The following is a 21,300-nucleotide window of genomic DNA, read 5'->3' on the forward strand; positions in this document are numbered from 1 at the left end:
TCTAGACGACTATTTCAAGTCGCATGTATTCCTTGAGCTTTCAAGGCGCAACTCTCACACCACCGTACGTACGGTTCCGTATACGGCGGTTCAATAACTTAAGTATCGGCGCTCATATAAATGGTTGGGTTTTTAAGCCCCCATTTGGTGAGCGTTTTTATTTTAATTGCTTTTTGCAGTGTTTCACTTCTGGAAATCCTCCAATATCCCTTTCGGGAATTAGCTACTTTCCAGGCTTCTTCATGTTTGACACCTAATCTTCTTAGTTGATAATATTTTGTTTTGGTTTTCTTCCACCTTTTCCAAATAACCTGTCTCAGTCGATGGTTCAGCCATTTTGCTATATCCTGTATGAACTTTTTCATAAGACCAATTCCATAATAATTTATCCAACCAACTGTTACGTGGTTAATTTCTTTGGCGATATCCTCAAATTTCCCAGTGCGATTCCGCTTAGTTATATTCTTTAGTCTGGTTTGGAGTTTCTTCTTTGCTGACTGATGTGGTCTACATCCTACACCTTTGGAGGTGCTGTGTATGCAGACCTAGGAATTTTAACTTAGTAGCCCCACCTTACTCTTAGTTCGGTTAACAGTTAATTTTAGCTCTTGCTCGAGGTATTTTGTGATACTTTTAATTACCCGGTGACCTGCTCGTTCACTTTTAACGTAAATGCTAAAATCGTCCGCAAAACGGACGAATTTATGTCCACGTTTCTCCAATTCCTTATCCAGTTGGTTTAAGTAAACATTACTAAGAATCGGCGAAAGTACACCACCTTGGGGGGCACCGAATTCTGTCGGTTTAGTCAGTCCATTTTCGAGTATTCCGCTCTTGAGAAATTTCCAAATTAGTTTCAATATAACTTTATCCTGGATGAATGCCTTGAGGTATTCCATTAGTTTTTGATGGTTGATAGTGTCAAAGTAGCTTTTTAAATCACAGTCTACCACCACTCTATAACCTTGTTCATAGTATTTAATAGATTGCTTTATGGCTTGGTGTTGATTCCTATTCGGGCGAAAACCATAACTTGATTCAGAGAAATGTGGGTCTATAATTTCACCAATTATTTGGTAAATAGCCTGTTGGACCATTCGGTCCCGGACACACGGAATACCTAACTTACGTTTGGAACCGTCCGGTTTAGGTATTTCCAAATAAGGGTATTTAGTTCATCTTCGCTTATAGCTGACTCAAATAGGTCGTAAAAGAGATCACTTATTCTGTGTATAGTAAAATTTCCGTCTGGATATTGCATTAAAGTAATAGTTACTGAAGGATGATTTATTACCAAATAAAACTTTTTACCGTCCCACTTGGCATGTATGCAAAAACTATAGATAAATTCTTAAACATCAGCTTTCCGTTTAATCATACAGCATTACCTACTTGTTTCAGCACATTTAAGATCAGAGGGGATACCTGAATTAAGACATAACCTAAACCAGCATTTTGAATCATTTGCCAACCCTTATCAGCTCTGTCGAACATGAACTGAAAGCAAGAACCTACAATAATAACTGAAGCTATCGGGAACGACAATGCCACAAGAATATCTACAATTGGGTCTAATACATGCGCTAACATATCTAAACTCTGAGCACTCATCCACTCCTTTGCTCCTGCTTCAATAGCTATAGGAGCACTTGTAACGACTGCATTTGTTCCCGTTGTAGCTGCAAAAGCCTTCATTGCAAATCCAAGGGTTCCTACTGCTCCACAAGTTGCAATTGGAAGGGCTGCTGAAACTGCTAATTGAGTTACTTTTCTTACTCTCTTTTGCCTTCTTTGTTTTTCTTTCGCTTTAAATTCACCAGACATAAATTCATTGAAATTGATTCTTTTTGACTTTGCCAAAATAATCATCCCCTTATTTAATGTCATTCAAGGTGTAAACTCGATAAGGAAGACCTTTGCATAAAACAGTTAATTGTTTCCTTCTTAGTTCCGTTGTGGTTAACCAAATTAACTTCGGAAAATAGCCTAAATGTTTTGCTAGTTCCCCATTTCTCATTAATCCCTTGTATTGTTCGATCTTCTTTTTGTTAACGCTCATCTTCTGAGTAGAATCGACTTCAAGAAAATTATACTTACCATCCTTCTTAAAATACGAGTCTGCAACAATAGTAAAAATTCCATCCGATACCTTTATTTCATTCTCCCAATCATGAGGACAGCCCATGTAAATGTAAAAATCATTTCGTTTAAGGTAGTGGTTAACAAATTTATTCTTTCTTCTTACTTTGTCTGTATTGACATATTCCCTACCTTCTTTATTTAAAAAATATATAGTTGAGTAAGATTCTTCACGGAAACCAGTTATATAAGAGGACATTTCTTTGAGGATACGATTGGCATTTCTTACGCTTCCTAAACGATGAATCCTAGTAAGTTGATCACGATTAAGAAAGTCCAGTTTTCGTAATGACAATAGAATTTCTTCCTGTCTCTTGCTTAGGGGCTTCAACTGTTACAACCTCCCTCTTTTGAACAATATAAGGTGTGATTGTTTTTTCAATATCTTCAGGTGTAATAAGAGGAGTTTGAACTATTACACGTTCATCTGCCATTTGATATATTGCTCTTCCTTTAATTTTTGGTAAGGCTTCAGCACCATCTGTGTCAAGAACTACCCTTGAAGCTGTTCCGGACTGAACACGGAAACAAAGTTTAGCATCACTATTTTGCTTACATTGACGAGGGATTATATCCCCTGTTCCATATTGGGTTGCTAATATCAATCTAAAACCTAAGCCTGCTCCCAAACGTGCTATTTGGCTCATATATTTTTGACATTCTGCCTTAATGGTCCTTTCACTTTTATGAATAAGAATTCCATCTTTCCAAATATCCTTCTTATCAACTGCTTCATCAGGATTTAATTCCCCAACTTCATCAATAATGACAAAATGACGTTCAGTTATTCCAGCATCTTCAACTTTTTTCTTTCCAGCTCTTTTAAGTATTTCCTGTTTCTTTCTCATAAGGTTATAGGCATTTTCAAGAGTTTTTAATGCTTCCTCTGGTTCGTATGCGATTGATACAGTTTGTTTAACATTCTCATAGTCACATAGTTCCACCCCAGCCTTTAAATCAATCAAATGGAGTTTTAAGTTGTCTGGTTGCTGCTTAATTAAAGATGTAATAATACAGTTTATTAAATTTGACTTTCCATACCTTGTAGCACCACCCAGGCATAGATGAGGGCTTTTTTCAAAGTCATGGAAAATAAGTTTGTTTCTATTCCTTGTTGCTCCAAAAACAACCTTCCACCCTTTACCTTCTTGAAAACTAACCATTTTAGGTAATGGCTCATTATAAACTCGAATTATCAACATTCCATCATAAGACAACTCTATTTCTTTTCTGTCCGTTAGTTTTTTAGTGTATAGACTTTTAATATTTGAGAAAATATTTCGATCAAGTTTAAGTTCTTTAAAGTCTTTAAGTTTAATCTTTACTGAGCGAGTATTGATTCCTGATTCGATAACTTTTTGTTTTGCTAAGTAATCTTCAAAACTCCTACCTAAAGGTATACGGTAACGATACTCAACACCCCAATCATAATTTCTCTTTTTAATTTGTTGGGCTGTTAATGTTTGATTGCCGTCCTTAACATTAAGACCACTAAGAGCGAATATTTTGTTGATTTTTTTTGAGTCATTCCCTACCCCACTTTTCGAGCGATAAGCTTTTAAAGAAATCGCTCCAAAAATTGTTGTTGTCACAACTTCAAAAATCATTTTGTTATCCTCCTTCCTTCAACGCCACCTCTGTAGACTTACGATAGTAAGTATCCCAACTAAGTAGAAATAAAAAATTGAGGATTATCGGTTGATATTATTGGGTTTGGATACTACCAATCTATTGTCTAACTTCGTGATTCCATTGGCTATAATAAATGGTATTAACCTTGGATTGTCCGTTATTCCTATCAATCAAAAATAAATTTTGATAACTACAAATTAAATTGTGAAAGGATTTTTTTTAGGTAATATGGAAATGTATTAATAGGTGATGACATTGAAGAATTTAAAGAGTAATATAGGATGGCTAATTGATAAATCCGATTATACTAGGGAGGATTTAAGACAAAGATATAAAAAGTCAGCTAATACGATATCAAATTGGTGTACGGGAAAAAGTTATCCCTCTGCACCAGAAATGTTTGATCTTGCTGATTTATTAAACTGTAAGGTAGATGATCTTTATGAACGAAAAGTGGAAAACTAATCATAAAAAGTAAAAATTTTTGATTGAAAGGAAATGGCTATTAAATATGGAAAATTTAAAATCCCAATGTTATTCGGAATATGTTCTAACAAAAAAAATTCTAGAGTTATTTGATAAGACTATAGAACTTTTTTCCAACTTTTAAAAAAATGATCAAAACACATATTCATCTGCAGCGTTCGCAAAAATTTATGTTTCCTTTAAAGCATCGGTTGAACTATGTGATAAAAATTACCCTTTTGATACCTTTTCTATTACCAGGTCAATATTTGAAACTGTTTGTCTTTTAAGGTGTTTTTGTCGATATCCAGATTTTGCAACAGATTACAAAAATAGTTTCTTAAAGAAAAAGGTAAATATCATTAATAAAATAAGTCATAATAGAAAACTTTTTTCTCAAGAAATAAATGAGTTTGTTTCTCCTGACAAAAAACAAGAATTAAAGAAACAAATTGATGAATTAAATGTCATGGATTTTAGTACTAAAATAGAAGATTTAGCAAGAATGGCAGATTTAACACATATTTATTTAACTTTCTATACTATTGCAAGTGATTATGTACATGGTTCCATAAATAACTTTTCTAATTATCTATTTCATGAAAATGGAGATAATTTTGTAGATTATAAGCCAAAAGTTTACGATATTAAAGAATCTTTATTAAACGCTAATTACATGGCTATAATCGCAATTGAAGCATATTCACAGTTTATGAAATTAGATATTTCAGAGGAAACATTAACATCATTAAGTGAAGAACTTGCTTCTTTATTCGAAATAGTAAATAAAGAAAAGTACGATGTTTAAATTCTTAGAGGTAGATGAAGATGAACATAACAATTGAAATACATTACAAGGCTGAGAGCCGTTTAATTCAACGAGCTTCTTTTCCGTTAAAAGGCAGAAAACCTGAACGAGTCGCTTTAAAGTTTTGGAAAAGTATTAAAAAGGATATGCCCTACCCAGTGGAACTAGAGGAAGTCATTGCAGCTGGTGAGAATATAACGGAGAAGGTTAAAGAATTGGAGAAACAAAAATTACTTAATATTATCAATGATAATTTGCCCTTTTAATTATAATTTGTCACTAATTTGTCACAATTACACTAGTTTCAAACTGATAAAATAGTACCATCGTTGAAAAAGGGGTACTTAAATTGACCAGTGAGGAGCTACATAGGAAAATTGAAACAGTAAGAAAGAAATTGATACAGGTTGGAATGTTAAAAGGATTTACATCGCCAGAAACTATAAAAATTAGTGAAAAACTTGATAAATTAATATATATTAAAATGAGTATGTGAAAAAGCCCCTCTCGACTGAGAAGGGCTTTTGTAGGAGGAAAAACATGTAATCTTCACGGGTTTAATTGTAATCTTCCCCCAGGAGCATAAATTATTCACTTATTTGTATATTTTTTGAAACCTTACCATACTTTTCACGTTTTAGTGTTATAATTCAAATGGACTAAATAAATAGAAAAGTAGGGGGAAATAAGAATGAAAAAATTAGTAGCTGCTTTATTGGTAACAGTAATGGTTGTAATTAGTTCGTTTTCGGGAAGTAATGTTAAGAAAGTGGAAGCTGCAGTAACGAGCCAAGCTGGTTATGTAATTAAAGGTAATAACGCTAAAGGGCTATCATTCTACATAACAACGCCTCTGGGCACAATGGTTAAAGATGTCCAAGGCAAAAAAGATTGGTATACTACTAAACTAACTTATGTCACCTATAACAAAGTCGGCACTAAATGGGTTAAACAAGTGGTCGTAAACCGTACAGTTTACATGAATATTAAACCTGCAGATCGTAAATGGATTAACTACAATAATTTTAAGATTATTAATAATAAACCTATCGTTTATACAAATATTTATGTGGCACCACCTACACCTGTTAATGTCATCGCTAAACTTAACCCTACTACAGTAGCTAATACAATTAGGAGCAACGCTTCTAAGGAATGGGGAACTGATTATGAAATGGTTCAATACGAAATTAATCAGCAAACATCAGCTTACAATAAACTAAAGGTAATGGTTGTTAAGAATAGTTTAGGAGAAACCTTACTAAATAATGCGTTTAAAACTTGGAGTTACGATTTTGAAATGGTTGATTATGAATACTACACACAAGTTCAAGCTTATAACAGAGTTGCTGCAATTAAATTAGATACGACCGTCAAAGCTAACATTATGAAGGCAGCAAAAGCTGAATGGGGTTATGACTTTGAAATGGTGGAGTATGAATACTATACACAACTAAATGCTTATAATGCCACTCATTAATTAATAATAAAGCCCCACTCCATATAAAGAGTGAGGCTTTTTCTAATTTACAATAGTGAATTAATCTTATTGATAGTGTGTTTACCAGCAATCCCATCCACTTCATACGGTAAATAAACCTTTTGAAAACGGGTTACAGCATCTTTTGTTTTCAATCCATAATCATTATCAACTTTTCCAAGACCTTCAAAAAGAATTAAAAGACATTGATAAATTATTAAAACTTAATCCAAATAATGTTGAATTATTGGCACAACGTCAACAACTGTTAACTGAATCAGTACAAGCGACAACAGAGAAATTAAATGCATTAAGGGAAGCTGAAAGACAGGTTCAACAACAATTTGAACGTAGCCTTTAAATCTTGACGTACATTCACGCCCACTGCAAGTACCCATAAATTTCTGGTCGGAGTTATGGGTACTTGCTATAATTAATTTGAGTCATTAGTATCCAATACAAAGTAGACCTTGTATTAGTGATAAATAATGGCTTTTTACTGTTTCTAGCCTTTTCTAACAGCTAAATATCCAACTAGGGCTTACCTGCCCAAACTTGGTAAAAATTTTTTAAAATGGACATGCTCACTACATGCAAATACAAGCACCAACATAAACTGTACTAACCCATAAAAGTTTCCTTCTTTCGAAAGTGGCAGACCCACTTTCTTTTTTTGTTCAGTGCTTTTTTCTTCGTACTATGCGTCTAAAAGGAATTACTTTCCACTTAATTTATTCATCTTTTTCGGGTATTTTTTCTTATTTTAAAGAAAAAACTTACATTAATATTTAAAGAAGGAGATGATGCAAATGACAAACAACAATAACATTCGAAGTATACTAGGTGTAAATGTTCGTGCCCGCTCATCCAATATTGATAAAGAGCATTATGAACCTTTTAAAAATCCATTAATTCACAAACAAATAAATGGGCGAGTGATAGTCCCACTTGACAGCACAAGACTTTGGGGGAGATAAACCCCTGAATTCCCCTATTGACTTAATCACACTTTCAGGAAAAGGATAACCCTTTACCTGCTTAGTCGCCCAATGGGTCTAATGTGAACTAAAATTTTGTTTGTAGTTTTAATCCCCTATTATTTTGATTTTATTGGTTAACAATTTCATGTTAGCTGAAGTGTATTGCTTACGGAAATCCATGCTGCGTTTACTGGTATGTAACTGGGAAGTTGACTTCCTATTTGAAAACTTATAATAATCTGCGTACTGTTTTTCTATTCTCCTGAATGAATCCAACCGAACAACGTCCATGATAATCTCCCTTGTTTCCCCCAAAAGGGGGGGAAATAAAATGACTCCCCTTAGTCCTTTTCAATAACTTCAAATTTATCAGTATTCCAGTCGTGAATAGTTGGTATTACTACTTCCCCTTTGTGATTGATTAAAGTCATCATGATCTGACGAATAGCATGCGGATGTAATTGTAGACTCGCTAAAACTTCAGCTTCTTCATAGCTCCCTGCTTCAATACTGATTGATACTGGAACCTGAATAGTAGTGAAAACCTCGAATTGTTGTTTCTTTTGAACAGTTTGTAAATTTGTCATTATGTAACCTCTCCCTTTTTCTTCTAATTCCTTGAAAGTTATTAACTTCTTGAGTTAATACTAACACCTTGGGTTATTATCGTCAAGCGTTAATATTAATGTTATAATAAAAAAATTGGAGGTAGTTGAAATGATTAAATTCAAACTCAATGAAGTATTAGAACGAAAGGGAAAAACAATGTATTGGTTATCTAAAACTACGGGTATACGACCAAATACAATTAGTCAGTGGGCGAATAATGAAACTCTGAAGATGGAGGATCAAGTTAAATCAATTACAATAGACAATCTTGATAAGATTTGTACTGCGCTTGAATGTGAGATTGAGGATTTATTTCAGCACATTAAAAATAAGTAACACAAAAAGAGCCAACTATAATAGTGGCTCTTTATTTTTATTTTAAGTACTCTATTCATTGATTTCAGTCGTTTAATTCCATTTCAGGTATAAATACCATATTTATTCTAAAGTGCTCTAATAGACGTAAATGAAGCCTGAGAAGGTCTATTGAAAACAAAAAGACGATACTGATAATAGCACCGTCAATAATAGGATATACAAACAGATAAGAGCTTTATTTTCTGTTCACAATTGCTCACAAAAAGCTCACGGATTGCTCACTATGCTAACCGAAAAACAATTCCATGTCCGCCTTTAGGATACTCCCATTTAATATTCTGATATGGACAGCCGATCCTACAGCTTCCGCACTCATGACAGCCTTCATAACCTACTTGCATCCTTGTTCCTTCCCACTTATACACTTCAGCAGGGCAAAATATTGTACAAATTTTATCGGGACATTTTGTCATACAGATGTCGTGATCGAGCACCGTCAAATGGGACTTGGTATCACACTTAAACCTTAACAGGTACTGTTTTTCCTCGATATTCTTCGTTGACATTATTTCACCGCCTTCCAGGCACGATAAATATCCTGAATTACTCGTATAGTTCCCTTTTCCGCTGTAACACTCTTCATGATTTGTTTTTGTTTTTCCCGTTTTGGTGTTCCATCGACTGTAAAGAATTTGCTCATTGCCTTGTTCATCATCGGAACATAATCATTGAAATATTGTGGGTATTTTTCAAAAGTATGTGCTGCATCTTTATACTTTTCTAAATCTTTGATAATAAAACTATCATAAAGCTTTTCACGATAAAGATTTAAGCTGGACTCAGAAAAATCACCTCTCGTCTTAGCTTCAATAACCGTTTCAGCCGCTAATAGACCTGAATGCATGGCCATATTGGAACCCTCACGATGGATGGCATTGACTAACTGAGCGGCATCTCCAACAACAATGACTCCATTACCCGCAACTTTCGGAACAGAACGGTAGCCGCCTTCAGGAATGAGATGGGCTAAATATTCTGCAGATTCCCCGCCCGCAATCAACGGTTTTACCATCGGATGATTTTTCAAATAATCCAATAAATCGTATGGCTTTAATTTCGCTTTAATCATACTAGATAGGGTTGTTCCAACCCCAATATTTAAACTGTCCTTATTCGTATATAGAAAAGCCGTTCCAAGGTTGCCTTTTGTGGAATCTCCAAAAATCTCAATCGTACAGCCTTGGTTATCCTCTAAATTAAAGCGGTCATTAATTTTTTCTTTTGGAAGATTAATAACCTCCATAACCGTTAAGGCAACTTCATCTGGGCGAAATTCTTTATGGAACCCTAATTGTTTCGATAGAAGAGAGTTTACGCCGTCAGCTAGGACCACAACATCTGCATATACTTCACCATCAGGGCGGTCTGTACGGACACCGACAACCTTGCCATTTTCAACAATACATTCTGTTACTACGGTTTCGTTGATAAGAAGAGCTCCTGCTTCAACAGCCTTCCCGGCAAACCATTGGTCAAACTGCGCACGCAGCACGGTGAAATTATTATATGGTTCCACGGCCCATTCAAGACCTTTGTAACCAAAAGACACAACAGATTCCTTATCCATCATCCAAAAACGCTGCTCTATGACGGGCCTCTCAAGGGGAGCTTCCTTCCAAAACTCAGGAATTAATTCTTCCATCTGCTTACGGTACAAGACACCGCCCATTACATTTTTTGATCCTGGATATTCACCTCTTTCTAACAATAAAACATTCAGCCCACTTTGTGCACAAGTGAGGGCACATGCTGTACCTGAAGGTCCTGCTCCAACCACAATCACATCAAATTTCTCAGGCATAACTAATTTCACCGCCCTTTTCCGTCTGAACCTGCTTAAATTGATCGATTAGTTTAGGTACAATTTCCAACGCGTCACCTACAATCCCGTACGTTGCAACATCGAAAATAGGCGCATTTGGATCTTTGTTGATAGCGATAATAAACTCTGAATTTTTCATCCCAACTATATGCTGGATCGCACCCGATATTCCAATAGCAAAATAAATTTTCGGTGTTACTGTTTCTCCTGTTTGCCCAACCTGCTGTTCATGTGGCAGCCAGCCTGCTTCAACTACATCGCGCGTACCGCCTACACTTGCACCAATCGTTTCGGCCAACTCATGAATAAGCTGAAAGTTTTGAAAGTCTCCCATTCCCTTGCCGCCGCAAACAATCACATGTGCTTCCGCTAAGCTAGCCTTTTTTGTTACATCATTCACAATTTGCAGCACTTTTGTCCGCATATCTTCTTCTATTAAATCAATCTTCTCTTCAATTATCCTACCAAGTCTGCCTGTATCCAGATCTAATGCCTTCATAACCTTTGGACGAACAGTTGCCATTTGCGGCCTATGCTTCTTACATAAAATGGTTGCCATAATATTACCGCCAAACGCAGGCCTGCTGGCTTCTAGTAATCGATTCGATACATCTACGTCCAACATGGTTGTATCAGCAGTTAATCCTGTCGATAAATCCGTTGCAACAGCACTTGCTAAATCCTTCCCATTTGGTGTAGCTCCATATAGAATAATTTCAGGTTTATATTTTCTTGCCAATAACATAACACCCTGCATATATGATTCTGTCCTGTAATCCTTTAAAATTGGCTGATCAATAACATAAACTTCATCAGCACCGTAGGAAATTACTTGGCTGGCCAATGGTTTAACCTCATGTCCCAGTAAAAATCCTGCTAATGGAACTTGTAATTTGTCAGCTAATTTTCTACCTGCACCAAGCAGTTCTAGTGAAACTCCTTCAATCTTACAATCGTTTTGTTCGATAAATACCCAGACTCCCCGATAATCGTCCAGATTCATATAAACGCCTCCCAAAAGCAGAAAAATAACTGTTATTATTTAGATGACTGAATCGTAAATAGGTCCTCTTTCTTCAATAAGACTTCCATGAGCTGTTTTACTTGCTCATCAGCAGAACCATCTAGTTTTTTCCCGCCTTCAGGACGTGGTGGGGTGAACATCTTCCCTACGATAGTTGGTGATCCTTTTAATCCAAGCTGAGTCCGGTCCACATTTTCAAGATCGCTGACTGCCCAGATAATTGGTTCGTATTTTGCTGCTTTAATCATGTTAGGCATTGGTGAATATTCAATCTGGTTAATTTCCTTTTCAATTGTTAAAAGGCAAGGAATTTCAGATTGAATTAATTCATAGCCATGTGTTAATTTCCGTTTGATTAGAACTGTTTTTTCCTCTTGATTGACCTCCATTATTTCAATTACATTTGTCACAGGCGGGATATCCATTCTTCTTGCAATTCCCGGTCCAACCTGCCCAGTATCCCCATCAATGGCATGCTTTCCACAAATAACCATATCAACAGGGTATTCCTTATCAATTCGTTCTAATGCCTTTGATAAAGCGTAACTGGTGGCTAAGGTATCTGCACCTGCAAAGGCGCGGTCGGTAATTAAATAACCTCTATCTGCCCCTATTTCTATGCTTTTTTTAATAATAGCCGTTGCTTGGGGCGGCCCCATTGACAGTACCGAAATGGCAGCTCCCGTTTTTTCCTTAATTTTGACAGCCTCTTGAACGGCATGGGCATCATAAGGATTCAAAATGGCTGGTGCACTTCGGCGGTCGAGTGTGTTTGTTTTTGGGTTAATTTTAATAATTTTTGTATCAGGTACTTGTTTGATACAAACGACAATGTGCATTTAGGACTTTCCCTCCTCCATATAAACTGAGATCATTGAAAGCGTTTGCTTCCTTTGGTTATAGAAAATGCTGTTATTAACGATATATGTATCGCAACACAAGCATAGTACCAAACATACAAGTTTTTCTTTTTTCCTTTAGTTAAAAATAAATAATGATGGGAAAACGCTGCGGATTCTAGGAAGTATTTTCGGAATAACGAAAATAATGGATGATATACTGGATGTAAAAGATTTGGTTTAGTCTAGATGTGAATTTTTCAATAAAATGCTACTAATATAACTATATGAAATATTATGATATAAACAATGATAAAAATCACAGCTTCTCACTATTATTATTAATAATGTACTTTAATAGAATTAATTTATTCAGGGAAATGAAATGGATGTTTGTTAAGGACGATTGGATATGAATTGGGGTTGGTACGTTTTGAGAAGGGAGAAAAATCATATTTGATTATAGTAAGACATGGAAGGCCTTCTTGTTTGATAAGTATATGTTAATAGATATTGAAGACCTTCAATTTATTAAACCAAAACCTTTGGCCAGACCATCATCATATGTTTAAAGGCAAATTTTACTTCTTCAGTTGATTTAGATGTTTGTCCAATCACTCTTTGGTAATGATTGATTAGTTCATCTAGCTCCTGGCTGTATTTAATTGTTTGTTCACTTATAAAGCCTAGCTTATTTGCACTATTAATCATTAATTCTCTTTTAGCCTTTATCTTTTCAATCATTTCAGATTGATAATTACTATCCTTGTACATTTTTATCCTCCTACCTTACACGCTTACTATAAACCACTCAAAAAAGTAGACTACTTGAAGAATTATGACAAGAAATTCATTAAAAGTAAATACAATCGCAAAAGTAGACAAAACATTCTATTTCTTTCGTAATTCGACAATTTTTTCATTCATTTTCTCTTACAAACGACAAAACTCCATTAATCCTCTGTTATGAATTACCAAAAAATCTCCAAATGAGCAAAGGGAATTTGATGACGTTTTTTGCATTAAAGAATAAAAATTGAATTTTTTTAAAATATGTTCAGTTCGATAGAACTAGTTCAATCTACCGAATGAATAATTTTACTAATTCCTCTAAATTTGTATTGAATTTCTAGTGATAAATGTTATAACTTTTATATTGACTTGTAATGAAAAATACAGAAGATGATTGAGGTGAAGGTTTTTGAAAATAAAAGTTTCCTGTCTCCAAATGGATATCGCTTTCGGTGAGCCAGAGAGTAATTATAAAACTGCTGCAAAACTCATCGAAAAAGCCATGGAGGAACTTCCTGATATTATTGTCCTGCCTGAGCTTTGGACGACAGGGTATGACCTAACCAGATTAGATAAAATAGCTGATCAAAAAGCCCAGCAAACTATTATCTTTCTCCAATCAGCGGCAAAAAAATACCAAGTCCATTTTGTTGGAGGATCAGTTGCAAATAGAGGAGAAAATGGAGTAAAGAATACCCTTCTTATTATAAATAAAGAGGGCAATGTTACACACCAATATGATAAACTCCATCTCTTTAAATTGATGGATGAACATCTCTACTTAGAAGCCGGAGCTGGAAAAGGCTTATTCTCTTTGGAAGATCAATTATTTGCAGGTGTAATTTGCTATGACATTCGGTTCCCTGAATGGATTCGGGCTCATACATCAGAAGGAGCAGCAGCTTTATTTGTAGTAGCGGAATGGCCAGCTGCCCGCTTAGGGCATTGGCGGGCTCTCTTAATCGCCAGAGCGATTGAAAATCAATGTTATGTGATTGCTTGTAACAGGTCTGGCAGTGACCCTAATAATCATTTTGCCGGACATTCACTCATTATTGATCCGTGGGGAGAAGTATTGGCTGAAGCAGGAGAGCAGCAAGAGATTCTCACTGCTGAGATTAATTTAGATTTAGTCAAAGAAATACGCAAGCAAATTCCCATTTTTGAGGATCGAAAACCAGCCTCGTATAACTAAATTATTCAAATATTTAAAAGCAATCCAAATTGGTTATGGATTGCTTTTTTTATAGGGTTTCCTTTTTTTCATTTAGGTCAAGGGGCAGCCGGATAAAAAATGTGGTTCCTCTTCCTTCTTCACTTTCTATGGTGATGCTGCCTTGATGATCATTGACAATTCGATAGCTAACCATTAATCCAAGACCAGTTCCTCCGGCCTTTGTCGTAAAAAATGGATCACCTAGTTTTTTTATCTTCTCGCTTGAAATTCCGGCCCCCTCATCTTGGATACTGACTTGAACTCGTTTGCCTTCCAGCATCTTCGTAGTAATGGTTATATTTCCACCCAAAGGCATCACTTCAATTGCATTTTTTATTATATTAATAAAAACCTTTTTTAATTGGTTAGGCTCACAAAATACAAGTGGTAGTTTGCTATCTATGTCTGTTACAAATTGAACATTATGTAAAACTGCCTGAGCCGATAGTAAATCGACAGTTTCCTTCATTATCTTGTTTAAATCGTTTTCTTGAAATCTAGTAGCATGCGGCTTTGCAAGGATTAAAAACTCATTAATTATCGAATCAATCCGTGTCAATTCTGAAGTTATCACTTGATAATACATCGGATGTTCTTTAGTAATAATTTCCTCAAGTAACTGAATAAACCCCTTTAGAGCTGTCATAGGATTACGTATTTCATGAGCAATTCCCGCAGCAAGTTCACCAATTACATTCAGTGTGGCTGATTTACGGAGTTGTTCCTCAATTTCTATCTTTTCAGATATATCTTTAAAAATGGTAAAATTTATCCCACCTAAGATATCCAGTTGTGAAGAACAATCAAAATATCTACTATTTCCTTCCTCATCTTTAAAAATCACTGTGGAGCAGGTTTGTCCTTTTTCCAGCACTTGGTCAATATGTTTCAAAATCTCTTGCTTTCTCTTTTCCAAAATGGTGTGCGGCTCATAGACGCGATGACCTATTAAACGCTCCTTAGGAATACCTATCATTTTTTCCCCGGCACGATTCACATCAATAATCCGGTGATCATTATCCCAAAGGAGGAGACCATCCATAGAACATTCAAAGATACGTCGATATTTTTGTTCGCTGTCTTCACTATTACCTAGATGTAAAGTATCTTTTAGTTCCTTTTTCTCCACTTTTTTACACCCCACGAAATCCTTATTCTCTCTATATAATATTAAACCATATATTCTACATATATCGAGAAAAATCCTTTTAAGTCGACAACCAAATTTTACTCTTTCAAGATGATTATTTAAGAAAAGAACGCAAAGCACTTGCTGCTTTGCGTTCCTTGTTAGATTCGAGATCAATTTATAGAAGTGGGTTTTCATGCTTTGCTTTTAGACGCTGCCATCTCTTTTCAACTTCTGCTTCAAATTCTTCTAAAATAGATTTATTCTCATCTTTTAATAGATGTTTTGCTTTTCCCATATATTTCAACCAATCAGATAGTGGAACCCGTTTGTTCTTCTCTTCTGGATTATACGTAATCGTTGTAACGCCTTGCTCAATCTCATAGAGTGGGAAGAAGCAGGAATTAACAGCCTCCTCAACGATTTTTGTACCATATCGATCATCAGATTTCCAATTTAATGGACATGCGATGAGAAGTTTCCCGTACACTGTACCGACATTTTGTGCATACCATTGTGCTTTTGCACCTTTTTTCACTAAATCCTGCGGGAAAGCCTCAGAACCAGTAAATACATACGGAATATTCGTTGCAGCCATAATTTGAGCTGTATCTTTATGGTGGAATGCTTTTCCCTGCTGTACTTTCCCAACACCAGAAGTGCTTGTCATGTGTCCGATTGGTGTAGAGTATGACATTTGTGAGCCTGTATTCATATAACCTTCATTATCATACTCAAGCATGATCAGTTTATGTCCGCGTAGAGCAGTTCCTATTGCTGAACCCATTCCAATGTCCATACCGCCGTCACCGGTAATCATAACAAAAGTAGCATCATCCGACACCTTTATTTCGCCTCGGCGTTTTAATTCCATAAAAGCCTCAACTGTCCCAGATAATGTGGCTGCACCGTTTTGGAATAAATTATGAATCATCGTTTGTTTATGTGAAGTACTTGGATAACCAGTCGTGGTTACATACGCACAGCCTGTTTGGAATAAAGTAACAATATCTCCCTCAATCCCCTTAAAGAATAACTCAAGGCCTGCAAAAATACCGCATCCCGGACATGCACCATGTCCAGAAGCAATTCGTTTTGGCTTACCGGTAAGAGCACGGAGCGGAGGAATTTTGACCTTTAATTTATTGGTTTCTTCATCCATTTCCACATCAATTAAACCTGTTTTGTACACATCACCATGCTGTGGCAAAATAACTGGCTTAAGGATGTTTTCAGGAATTCCTGGAACATGGCCATAGTAATCAAATGGCTTTTCCGCATAGCCCCTTTCCATCGCATCGATTGCCATACTAAAGAAATCTTTAGCATCTTCTGCATAGAAATCCTTCCCGCCAAGACCAAATACTCGGCTTAACACAATCGTTTTGTTTTCTTTATCATCTTGAAGAGCTGATTTTACTTCGTGTGTAAGGTTAGGACCATTTGCACCATAGGAATCCGCACGCTCGCCGACTAAGAGGGCTTTAACATTCTTAAGGGCCTCACGAATTTCTTTTGCCGGGAATGGACGAATGATATTTGGGCTTATTACCCCCGCTTTAATCCCTTTTTGACGAAGCTGATCAACCACATCTTTGGCCGATTCAGCAGCAGAATTTAATAGGAATAGTGCAACTTCTGCATCTTCCACTTTATATAGATCGAGCACCTGATATTCTCTGCCAGAAAGTTTCGCATAGTCAGCTGCCACCTCTTTAAATACTTCACCCGCCTTGTATATTGCTTCCGATTGTTGGTAGTGGTTATTAATAAAATCGTCACCGCTCATATGTGCACCGATTGTAACAGGCTTGCTCAAATCTCTTACGAAGTTATAATCAGTCGGACACTCACCAACAAATTGTTGGACAACATTTCGATCCTTAAAGTATTCCACCCTGCGCTTTTGGTGAGATGTGAAGAAGCCATCATAGGCCACAATAACGGGTAAACGGACTTTTGAGTGTTCAGCAATTTTCAGCGCCATAATATTCATATCATAAACAGCTTGAGGTGTTTTAGCAGTTAAAATAACCCATCCGGTATTCAAAGCATAATAAAGGTCTGAGTGATCACCACGGATATCTAACGGACCGCTGACAGCTCGAGTAACAAGGTTCATCACCATAGGGTAGCGAGTGCCTGATTGGACAGGCATTTGTTCAAGCATGTATAGGAAACCATTCGCACTAGTTGCATTAATGACACGGGCACCCGTCGCGGCTGCTCCATAGCAAATACCTGCTGAACCATGCTCACCATCCGCTGGAATCAGTTTTACGTCATGCTGCCCGCGGGTTTTCATTTGATCTAAAAATTGGGCAACCTCAGTTGAAGGTGTGATTGGGAAATATCCCATGATATGATAATTAATTTGTGCTGCCGCAGTGGCTGCCATTTCATTACCTGATTCAAAGGTAGAAACCTGCTCTGCCACACCCTGTTTCGTTAATTTATCTTCTAAAATTGCCATCATCGTAGCCCTCCTGCAATATAAGGAAAGTTTTGCTCCACACGGTTTTCATCCGCATAGCCCAACATTTCCCGTAGATCCCCTAGAGCGTCGGTTGGACATGCTTCCACACACTTTAAGCAGCCCTTACAATATTGATAATCAATCCCTTTTAGGAACATTTGTATTCTGCCTCGCTTATCCTCTCCTTCTTCCCAAACAAAACAGAAATCAGGACAAACATTGTCACAAGCTGCACAGTTAATACATTTGTCTTGTTTAAACTCAGGAAGAAACCCCTGCCGTGATCCACTTAAATCTTTGAAGATACTATTTGCCTGCGAAACCATCACACCGCCAAGTTCTTGTGTCAAATAGCCAAGTTGTGGAAGCGATCGTGTAAAAGATTTTCCTTTAGCACCTTCTGGAACTTCATAGGTTTTAAATTGAACTTCATTATATCCACGATCAAAAGTACGAATATTTGGTTCAACAAGGTGGGGATATTTTTTTGTGAAAGTTTTCCGGATAACATCTCTCATGGATTCGGGATCTAGGAAATCACAAATTCGATATAAAGCGCCAAGCATGGCTGTATTTACTTTCGTTTTTTCCTCTACAGCAATTGTTAAGGCATCAACAATGGCAAGAGTCCCATATTCTAATTGCAAATCTTTTTTCACATCATCAAATTCTCTAGCTGTATTAACTAAGACAATACCTTCCGCATCCAAGCCGCTTACCACATTCACCGTTTTATATAATGCTTCATGGAAAACTCCCACAATATGTGGCTGTTCAATTGGACTATGGTCCCGAATCTCAACCTCAGGATCACAAAAACGAACGAAACTCTTTACTGGTGAACCCTTCTTTTCAGACCCATAGGATGAAAAGTTTGCGCCTCTTAATCCTAGACTTAATACCCCTGCCTCAGCTAACATTTTTCCGGCTAGGTTTGCCCCTAGTCCGCCAATCGATTCTAATCGGATTTCAAAAAATCCAAGTTCATTCTTTTTCGGTAAAATAGACATAATGTCCCTCCCCATTTCGTTCCAAAAAATACGAAATAAACTATTCATTGATTTTCCTGTCGTTATTGTAGGACAATTATGAAATTTTATCTGTGACAAATGTTAAACATCATCCGAAATTTTCTGTAACACATTAATTTTTTAAAAAAATCATGATTATCTCCGACTTTAAAACGCTTGCTTAATTATATAACAGATTAAAACTTGTAATATAACAGATAGACACATTTCAGATTTCAGCTAAGGGGCATCGGGTTTGTAGTGAGGATTTATGGTTTGCCTTATACTCTTTTGGTCAAAAATAGGCTATAATAATTATTTGGTCATATTGAAAAAGGAGTAACCATATGAATGTTATCTGCTCTACGCTAAATGCAAAGTTTATCCATACAAATCTTGCTATTCGTTATTTAAAGGCCTATGCAGCCCCCGAATTTGCAATCAAATTAAAAGAATACACAATTAAGGATCCAGTCCTAAATATCGTTTCGGACCTTTATCAAGCAAAACCTGACGTTATCGGTTTTAGCTGCTATATCTGGAACATTGAAGAAACACTTAAAGTTGTAAATATGTTAAAAAAGGTTGACCCTTCGATTTTGATTGTATTGGGAGGACCAGAAGTGACTTACGATACGGCCGAATGGATGGAAAAACATTCCGATGTGGATTTTATCGTGATCGGTGAAGGAGAACAAACCTTTAAACAGCTACTTCATGAAATCGCTGCCGAGAAAGAGTACCGAAATGTCAGTGGTATTGCTTTTCGAGAAAGTGGAGTAGTAAAAATAACATCACAAATGAATAAGCTGGATCTTAAAGAACTGCCCACACCCTATCGTTTTCCCGAAGATATCGCTGAGTTAGGCAAACGTGTCACCTATATTGAGACAAGCAGAGGCTGTCCATTTAGCTGTCAATTCTGCCTCTCTTCCATAGAAGTCGGAGTCAGATATTTTGATCGTGAAAAAATAAAAGCGGATATTCGCTATCTCATGGAAAATGGTGCTAAAACGATAAAGTTTGTGGATCGTACTTTTAATATTAGTAGAAGCTACGCGTTAGAAATGTTCCGTTTTCTTATTGATGAGCATCTGCCTGGAACCGTATTTCAGTTTGAAATCACCGCGGATATTATGCGGCCAGAGGTTATTGAATTTTTAAATCAAGAAGCACCAAAAGGTTTATTCCGATTTGAAATTGGCGTCCAGTCTACAAATGATTACACCAATGAACTAGTCAGACGAAAACAAAACTTCGCCAAGCTGACAAGAACGGTCACAATGGTCAAAGAGGGCGGTAAAATCGATCAACATCTCGATTTAATTGCCGGGCTTCCCGAAGAAGATTATTCCTCCTTCAGAAAAACTTTTAATGATGTTTTCGAGATGAGACCAGAAGAACTACAATTGGGATTTTTGAAAATGCTCAGGGGAACTGGAGTCCGTCTCCGTGCTGATGAACATCAATATGTATATATGGACCATTCACCCTATGAAATCTTAAGTAATAATGTGTTATCGTTTGATGATATTGTAAGAATTAAACAAGTCGAGGACGTATTGGAGAAATATTGGAATGACCACCGTATGGACTATACGGTTGAATATCTCGTCAGCAGTGTATTCCCATCTCCATTTGACTTTTTCCAAGAGTTTGGTTCCTACTGGGATGATAAGGGATGGTCGCGCATCGGCCATCAGCTTGAGGATTTATTTAGAAGGTTATACTCGTTCCTAGAAGAACGCTCCGTCGATAACCTTGAAATTATTGCAGGATTAATGAAGTATGATTATTTAAGAAATCACAAATACAAACCTAGAAAGCCTTGGTGGGACGCATCCCTGGATAAGGGTGAGCGCTCACAGCTTTACAAACAAATATTGAATCATCCAACTATGCTTGGAAATGAATTCAGTCAACTGCAGCTTGATGAAAAGGATTTATATAAGCATACGATGCTTGAGGGATTAACCTTTGACTTAGGTGTTTACTTAACGACCGGCCACTTAAAAAGAAAAACCGGCTACTTATTAGCGTTCTTTGACCCGAGCAAAGACCAAACATTTATATTTTCATTTTAGTTTTTTTATAAGCCGGGAGAGCCCCGGCTTATTTATTTTTATCATTTTTCTTCGAATGTTTTTTCGTTTCATACAGCTTAACCCCATTAACTTCACCAATTTCAATACTAAACTCTTCCATTGATATAGGGTTTTGAGTAATACCCACCTTAGCCATTAGCTTCTACCTTTTTTACCTTGTTTCGAATTACGATTTTGGAATCGAATGGCGTTATTATTATCGGTAAACTCTGCTGAAAATTCACTTTCCTGCACATTTTTATGAGGGGTTTTCGTATATTTTTCCACTGCATTAAATTCTGCTTTGCGCTTTGCCATTTAGAATCCTCCTAAAGATTTGATAATACCTCCTTAGTTTAAGCAATGTGGGTGTGTTCATTCCTTTCCTTATTTTTCATAAATAATATCGCCTTACAT

26 protein-coding genes and 1 pseudogene are annotated in these 21,300 nt (G+C 36.4%); 10 read left to right on the top strand and 17 right to left on the bottom strand.

The features are described from left to right. Positions 1-98: 98 nt before the first annotated feature. The 5 genes from M3226_RS23940 to M3226_RS23960 all read right to left on the bottom strand — a co-directional run bounded on the left by M3226_RS23940 (position 99) and on the right by M3226_RS23960 (position 3,746). On the bottom strand, positions 99-539 hold the full coding sequence (locus M3226_RS23940; RefSeq protein ID WP_308211982.1) for a group II intron maturase-specific domain-containing protein: 441 nt from the start codon (positions 537-539) through the stop codon (positions 99-101). Positions 540-554: 15 nt separating this feature from the next. Further along, the gene (locus M3226_RS23945; RefSeq protein WP_251571227.1) at positions 555-1,097 is read right to left on the bottom strand and encodes a reverse transcriptase domain-containing protein; all 543 of its coding nucleotides are present in this window, start codon (positions 1,095-1,097) and stop codon (positions 555-557) included. Positions 1,098-1,374: 277 nt separating this feature from the next. Beyond that, positions 1,375-1,860 carry a hypothetical protein gene (locus M3226_RS23950; RefSeq protein WP_251571161.1) on the bottom strand — a complete coding sequence of 162 codons (486 nt, stop codon included), beginning with the start codon at positions 1,858-1,860 and terminating at the stop codon, positions 1,375-1,377. A 13-nt stretch (positions 1,861-1,873) separates the two neighbouring features. Next, positions 1,874-2,434: a replication-relaxation family protein gene (locus M3226_RS23955; RefSeq protein ID WP_251571162.1), complete on the bottom strand. Its 561-nt coding sequence runs from the start codon at positions 2,432-2,434 to the stop codon at positions 1,874-1,876. Then, positions 2,406-3,746 (bottom strand): FtsK/SpoIIIE domain-containing protein, encoded by a 1,341-nt coding sequence (locus M3226_RS23960; protein ID WP_251571163.1) that lies wholly within the window; start codon positions 3,744-3,746, stop codon positions 2,406-2,408. Before M3226_RS23960 ends, M3226_RS23955 begins: the two co-directional genes overlap by 29 nt. 280 nt (positions 3,747-4,026) lie before the next feature. Here M3226_RS23960 and M3226_RS23965 point away from each other — a divergent pair, with 280 nt between their 5' ends. From M3226_RS23965 to M3226_RS23985, 5 genes and pseudogenes are all read left to right on the top strand, one after another. Further along, positions 4,027-4,236, top strand: a complete 210-nt coding sequence (locus M3226_RS23965; protein WP_251571164.1) for a helix-turn-helix transcriptional regulator — start codon at positions 4,027-4,029, stop codon at positions 4,234-4,236. A 178-nt stretch (positions 4,237-4,414) separates the two neighbouring features. Then, positions 4,415-5,044 (top strand): annotated as a pseudogene (locus M3226_RS23970) (DUF5677 domain-containing protein); the annotation flags it as partial. Positions 5,045-5,064: 20 nt separating this feature from the next. After that, a complete protein-coding gene (locus M3226_RS23975; protein WP_251571165.1) occupies positions 5,065-5,310 on the top strand; it encodes a hypothetical protein in 246 nt (81 codons plus the stop codon). Positions 5,311-5,393: 83 nt separating this feature from the next. After that, complete coding sequence (locus tag M3226_RS32315) at positions 5,394-5,540, top strand: aspartyl-phosphate phosphatase Spo0E family protein (protein ID WP_285857974.1); 147 nt, start codon at positions 5,394-5,396, stop codon at positions 5,538-5,540. A gap of 195 nt (positions 5,541-5,735) precedes the next feature. After that, positions 5,736-6,524, top strand: a complete 789-nt coding sequence (locus M3226_RS23985; protein WP_251571166.1) for a hypothetical protein — start codon at positions 5,736-5,738, stop codon at positions 6,522-6,524. Positions 6,525-6,571: 47 nt separating this feature from the next. On the opposite strand, the gene M3226_RS32830 is transcribed toward M3226_RS23985, so the two are convergent. After that, entirely contained in the window at positions 6,572-6,679 is a 108-nt protein-coding gene (locus M3226_RS32830) for a hypothetical protein (RefSeq protein ID WP_374110682.1), read from the bottom strand. Here M3226_RS32830 and M3226_RS23990 point away from each other — a divergent pair. Further along, positions 6,670-6,885: a hypothetical protein gene (locus M3226_RS23990; RefSeq protein WP_251571167.1), complete on the top strand. Its 216-nt coding sequence runs from the start codon at positions 6,670-6,672 to the stop codon at positions 6,883-6,885. The two genes, M3226_RS32830 and M3226_RS23990, sit on opposite strands and share 10 nt — an antisense overlap. Positions 6,886-7,333: 448 nt before the next feature. Beyond that, positions 7,334-7,501: a hypothetical protein gene (locus M3226_RS23995; RefSeq protein ID WP_251571168.1), complete on the top strand. Its 168-nt coding sequence runs from the start codon at positions 7,334-7,336 to the stop codon at positions 7,499-7,501. Positions 7,502-7,845: 344 nt separating this feature from the next. Here the strand turns inward: M3226_RS23995 and M3226_RS24000 are convergent, their stop codons facing one another. Continuing rightward, positions 7,846-8,091 carry a hypothetical protein gene (locus M3226_RS24000; protein ID WP_251571169.1) on the bottom strand — a complete coding sequence of 82 codons (246 nt, stop codon included), beginning with the start codon at positions 8,089-8,091 and terminating at the stop codon, positions 7,846-7,848. Positions 8,092-8,221: 130 nt separating this feature from the next. Here M3226_RS24000 and M3226_RS24005 point away from each other — a divergent pair, with 130 nt between their 5' ends. Beyond that, positions 8,222-8,449, top strand: a complete 228-nt coding sequence (locus tag M3226_RS24005; protein WP_251571170.1) for a helix-turn-helix domain-containing protein — start codon at positions 8,222-8,224, stop codon at positions 8,447-8,449. Positions 8,450-8,712: 263 nt separating this feature from the next. On the opposite strand, the gene M3226_RS24010 is transcribed toward M3226_RS24005, so the two are convergent. The 5 genes from M3226_RS24010 to M3226_RS24030 form a co-directional block, all read right to left on the bottom strand. Further along, positions 8,713-8,997, bottom strand: coding sequence for a ferredoxin family protein (locus M3226_RS24010; RefSeq protein ID WP_202653741.1), 285 nt, complete (start codon positions 8,995-8,997; stop codon positions 8,713-8,715). Then, on the bottom strand, positions 8,997-10,292 hold the full coding sequence (locus M3226_RS24015; protein WP_251571171.1) for an FAD-dependent oxidoreductase: 1,296 nt from the start codon (positions 10,290-10,292) through the stop codon (positions 8,997-8,999). Before M3226_RS24015 ends, M3226_RS24010 begins: the two co-directional genes overlap by 1 nt. Next, the gene (locus tag M3226_RS24020) at positions 10,285-11,316 is read right to left on the bottom strand and encodes an electron transfer flavoprotein subunit alpha/FixB family protein (protein WP_251571172.1); all 1,032 of its coding nucleotides are present in this window, start codon (positions 11,314-11,316) and stop codon (positions 10,285-10,287) included. Before M3226_RS24020 ends, M3226_RS24015 begins: the two co-directional genes overlap by 8 nt. Before the next feature lie 35 nt (positions 11,317-11,351). Then, a complete protein-coding gene (locus M3226_RS24025) occupies positions 11,352-12,176 on the bottom strand; it encodes an electron transfer flavoprotein subunit beta/FixA family protein (RefSeq protein ID WP_251571173.1) in 825 nt (274 codons plus the stop codon). 531 nt (positions 12,177-12,707) lie between these two features. Beyond that, the gene (locus M3226_RS24030; protein WP_251571174.1) at positions 12,708-12,950 is read right to left on the bottom strand and encodes an aspartyl-phosphate phosphatase Spo0E family protein; all 243 of its coding nucleotides are present in this window, start codon (positions 12,948-12,950) and stop codon (positions 12,708-12,710) included. Positions 12,951-13,377: 427 nt separating this feature from the next. Between M3226_RS24030 and M3226_RS24035 the strand changes: the two genes are divergently transcribed. After that, the gene (locus M3226_RS24035; RefSeq protein WP_251571175.1) at positions 13,378-14,163 is read left to right on the top strand and encodes a carbon-nitrogen family hydrolase; all 786 of its coding nucleotides are present in this window, start codon (positions 13,378-13,380) and stop codon (positions 14,161-14,163) included. Positions 14,164-14,212: 49 nt separating this feature from the next. Here M3226_RS24035 and M3226_RS24040 read toward each other — a convergent pair whose 3' ends face one another. From M3226_RS24040 to M3226_RS24050, 3 genes are all read right to left on the bottom strand, one after another. Next, complete coding sequence (locus tag M3226_RS24040; protein ID WP_251571176.1) at positions 14,213-15,313, bottom strand: ATP-binding protein; 1,101 nt, start codon at positions 15,311-15,313, stop codon at positions 14,213-14,215. A 178-nt stretch (positions 15,314-15,491) separates the two neighbouring features. Then, the gene (locus M3226_RS24045; RefSeq protein ID WP_251571230.1) at positions 15,492-17,786 is read right to left on the bottom strand and encodes a thiamine pyrophosphate-dependent enzyme; all 2,295 of its coding nucleotides are present in this window, start codon (positions 17,784-17,786) and stop codon (positions 15,492-15,494) included. Continuing rightward, positions 17,786-18,799 (bottom strand): 2-oxoacid:acceptor oxidoreductase family protein, encoded by a 1,014-nt coding sequence (locus M3226_RS24050; protein ID WP_251571177.1) that lies wholly within the window; start codon positions 18,797-18,799, stop codon positions 17,786-17,788. The genes M3226_RS24045 and M3226_RS24050 overlap by 1 nt, the downstream gene beginning before the upstream one ends. 347 nt (positions 18,800-19,146) lie before the next feature. On the opposite strand from M3226_RS24050, the gene M3226_RS24055 reads away from it, so the two are divergent. Continuing rightward, the gene (locus tag M3226_RS24055; RefSeq protein WP_251571178.1) at positions 19,147-20,883 is read left to right on the top strand and encodes a B12-binding domain-containing radical SAM protein; all 1,737 of its coding nucleotides are present in this window, start codon (positions 19,147-19,149) and stop codon (positions 20,881-20,883) included. A gap of 28 nt (positions 20,884-20,911) precedes the next feature. On the opposite strand, the gene M3226_RS32320 is transcribed toward M3226_RS24055, so the two are convergent. Together M3226_RS32320 and M3226_RS24060 are read right to left on the bottom strand one after the other, a co-directional pair. Further along, complete coding sequence (locus M3226_RS32320; RefSeq protein WP_285857976.1) at positions 20,912-21,040, bottom strand: hypothetical protein; 129 nt, start codon at positions 21,038-21,040, stop codon at positions 20,912-20,914. Beyond that, positions 21,040-21,201, bottom strand: a complete 162-nt coding sequence (locus M3226_RS24060; RefSeq protein WP_176541115.1) for a hypothetical protein — start codon at positions 21,199-21,201, stop codon at positions 21,040-21,042. Before M3226_RS24060 ends, M3226_RS32320 begins: the two co-directional genes overlap by 1 nt. Positions 21,202-21,300 lie beyond the last annotated feature (99 nt).

This window comes from Neobacillus cucumis (assembly GCF_023715505.1).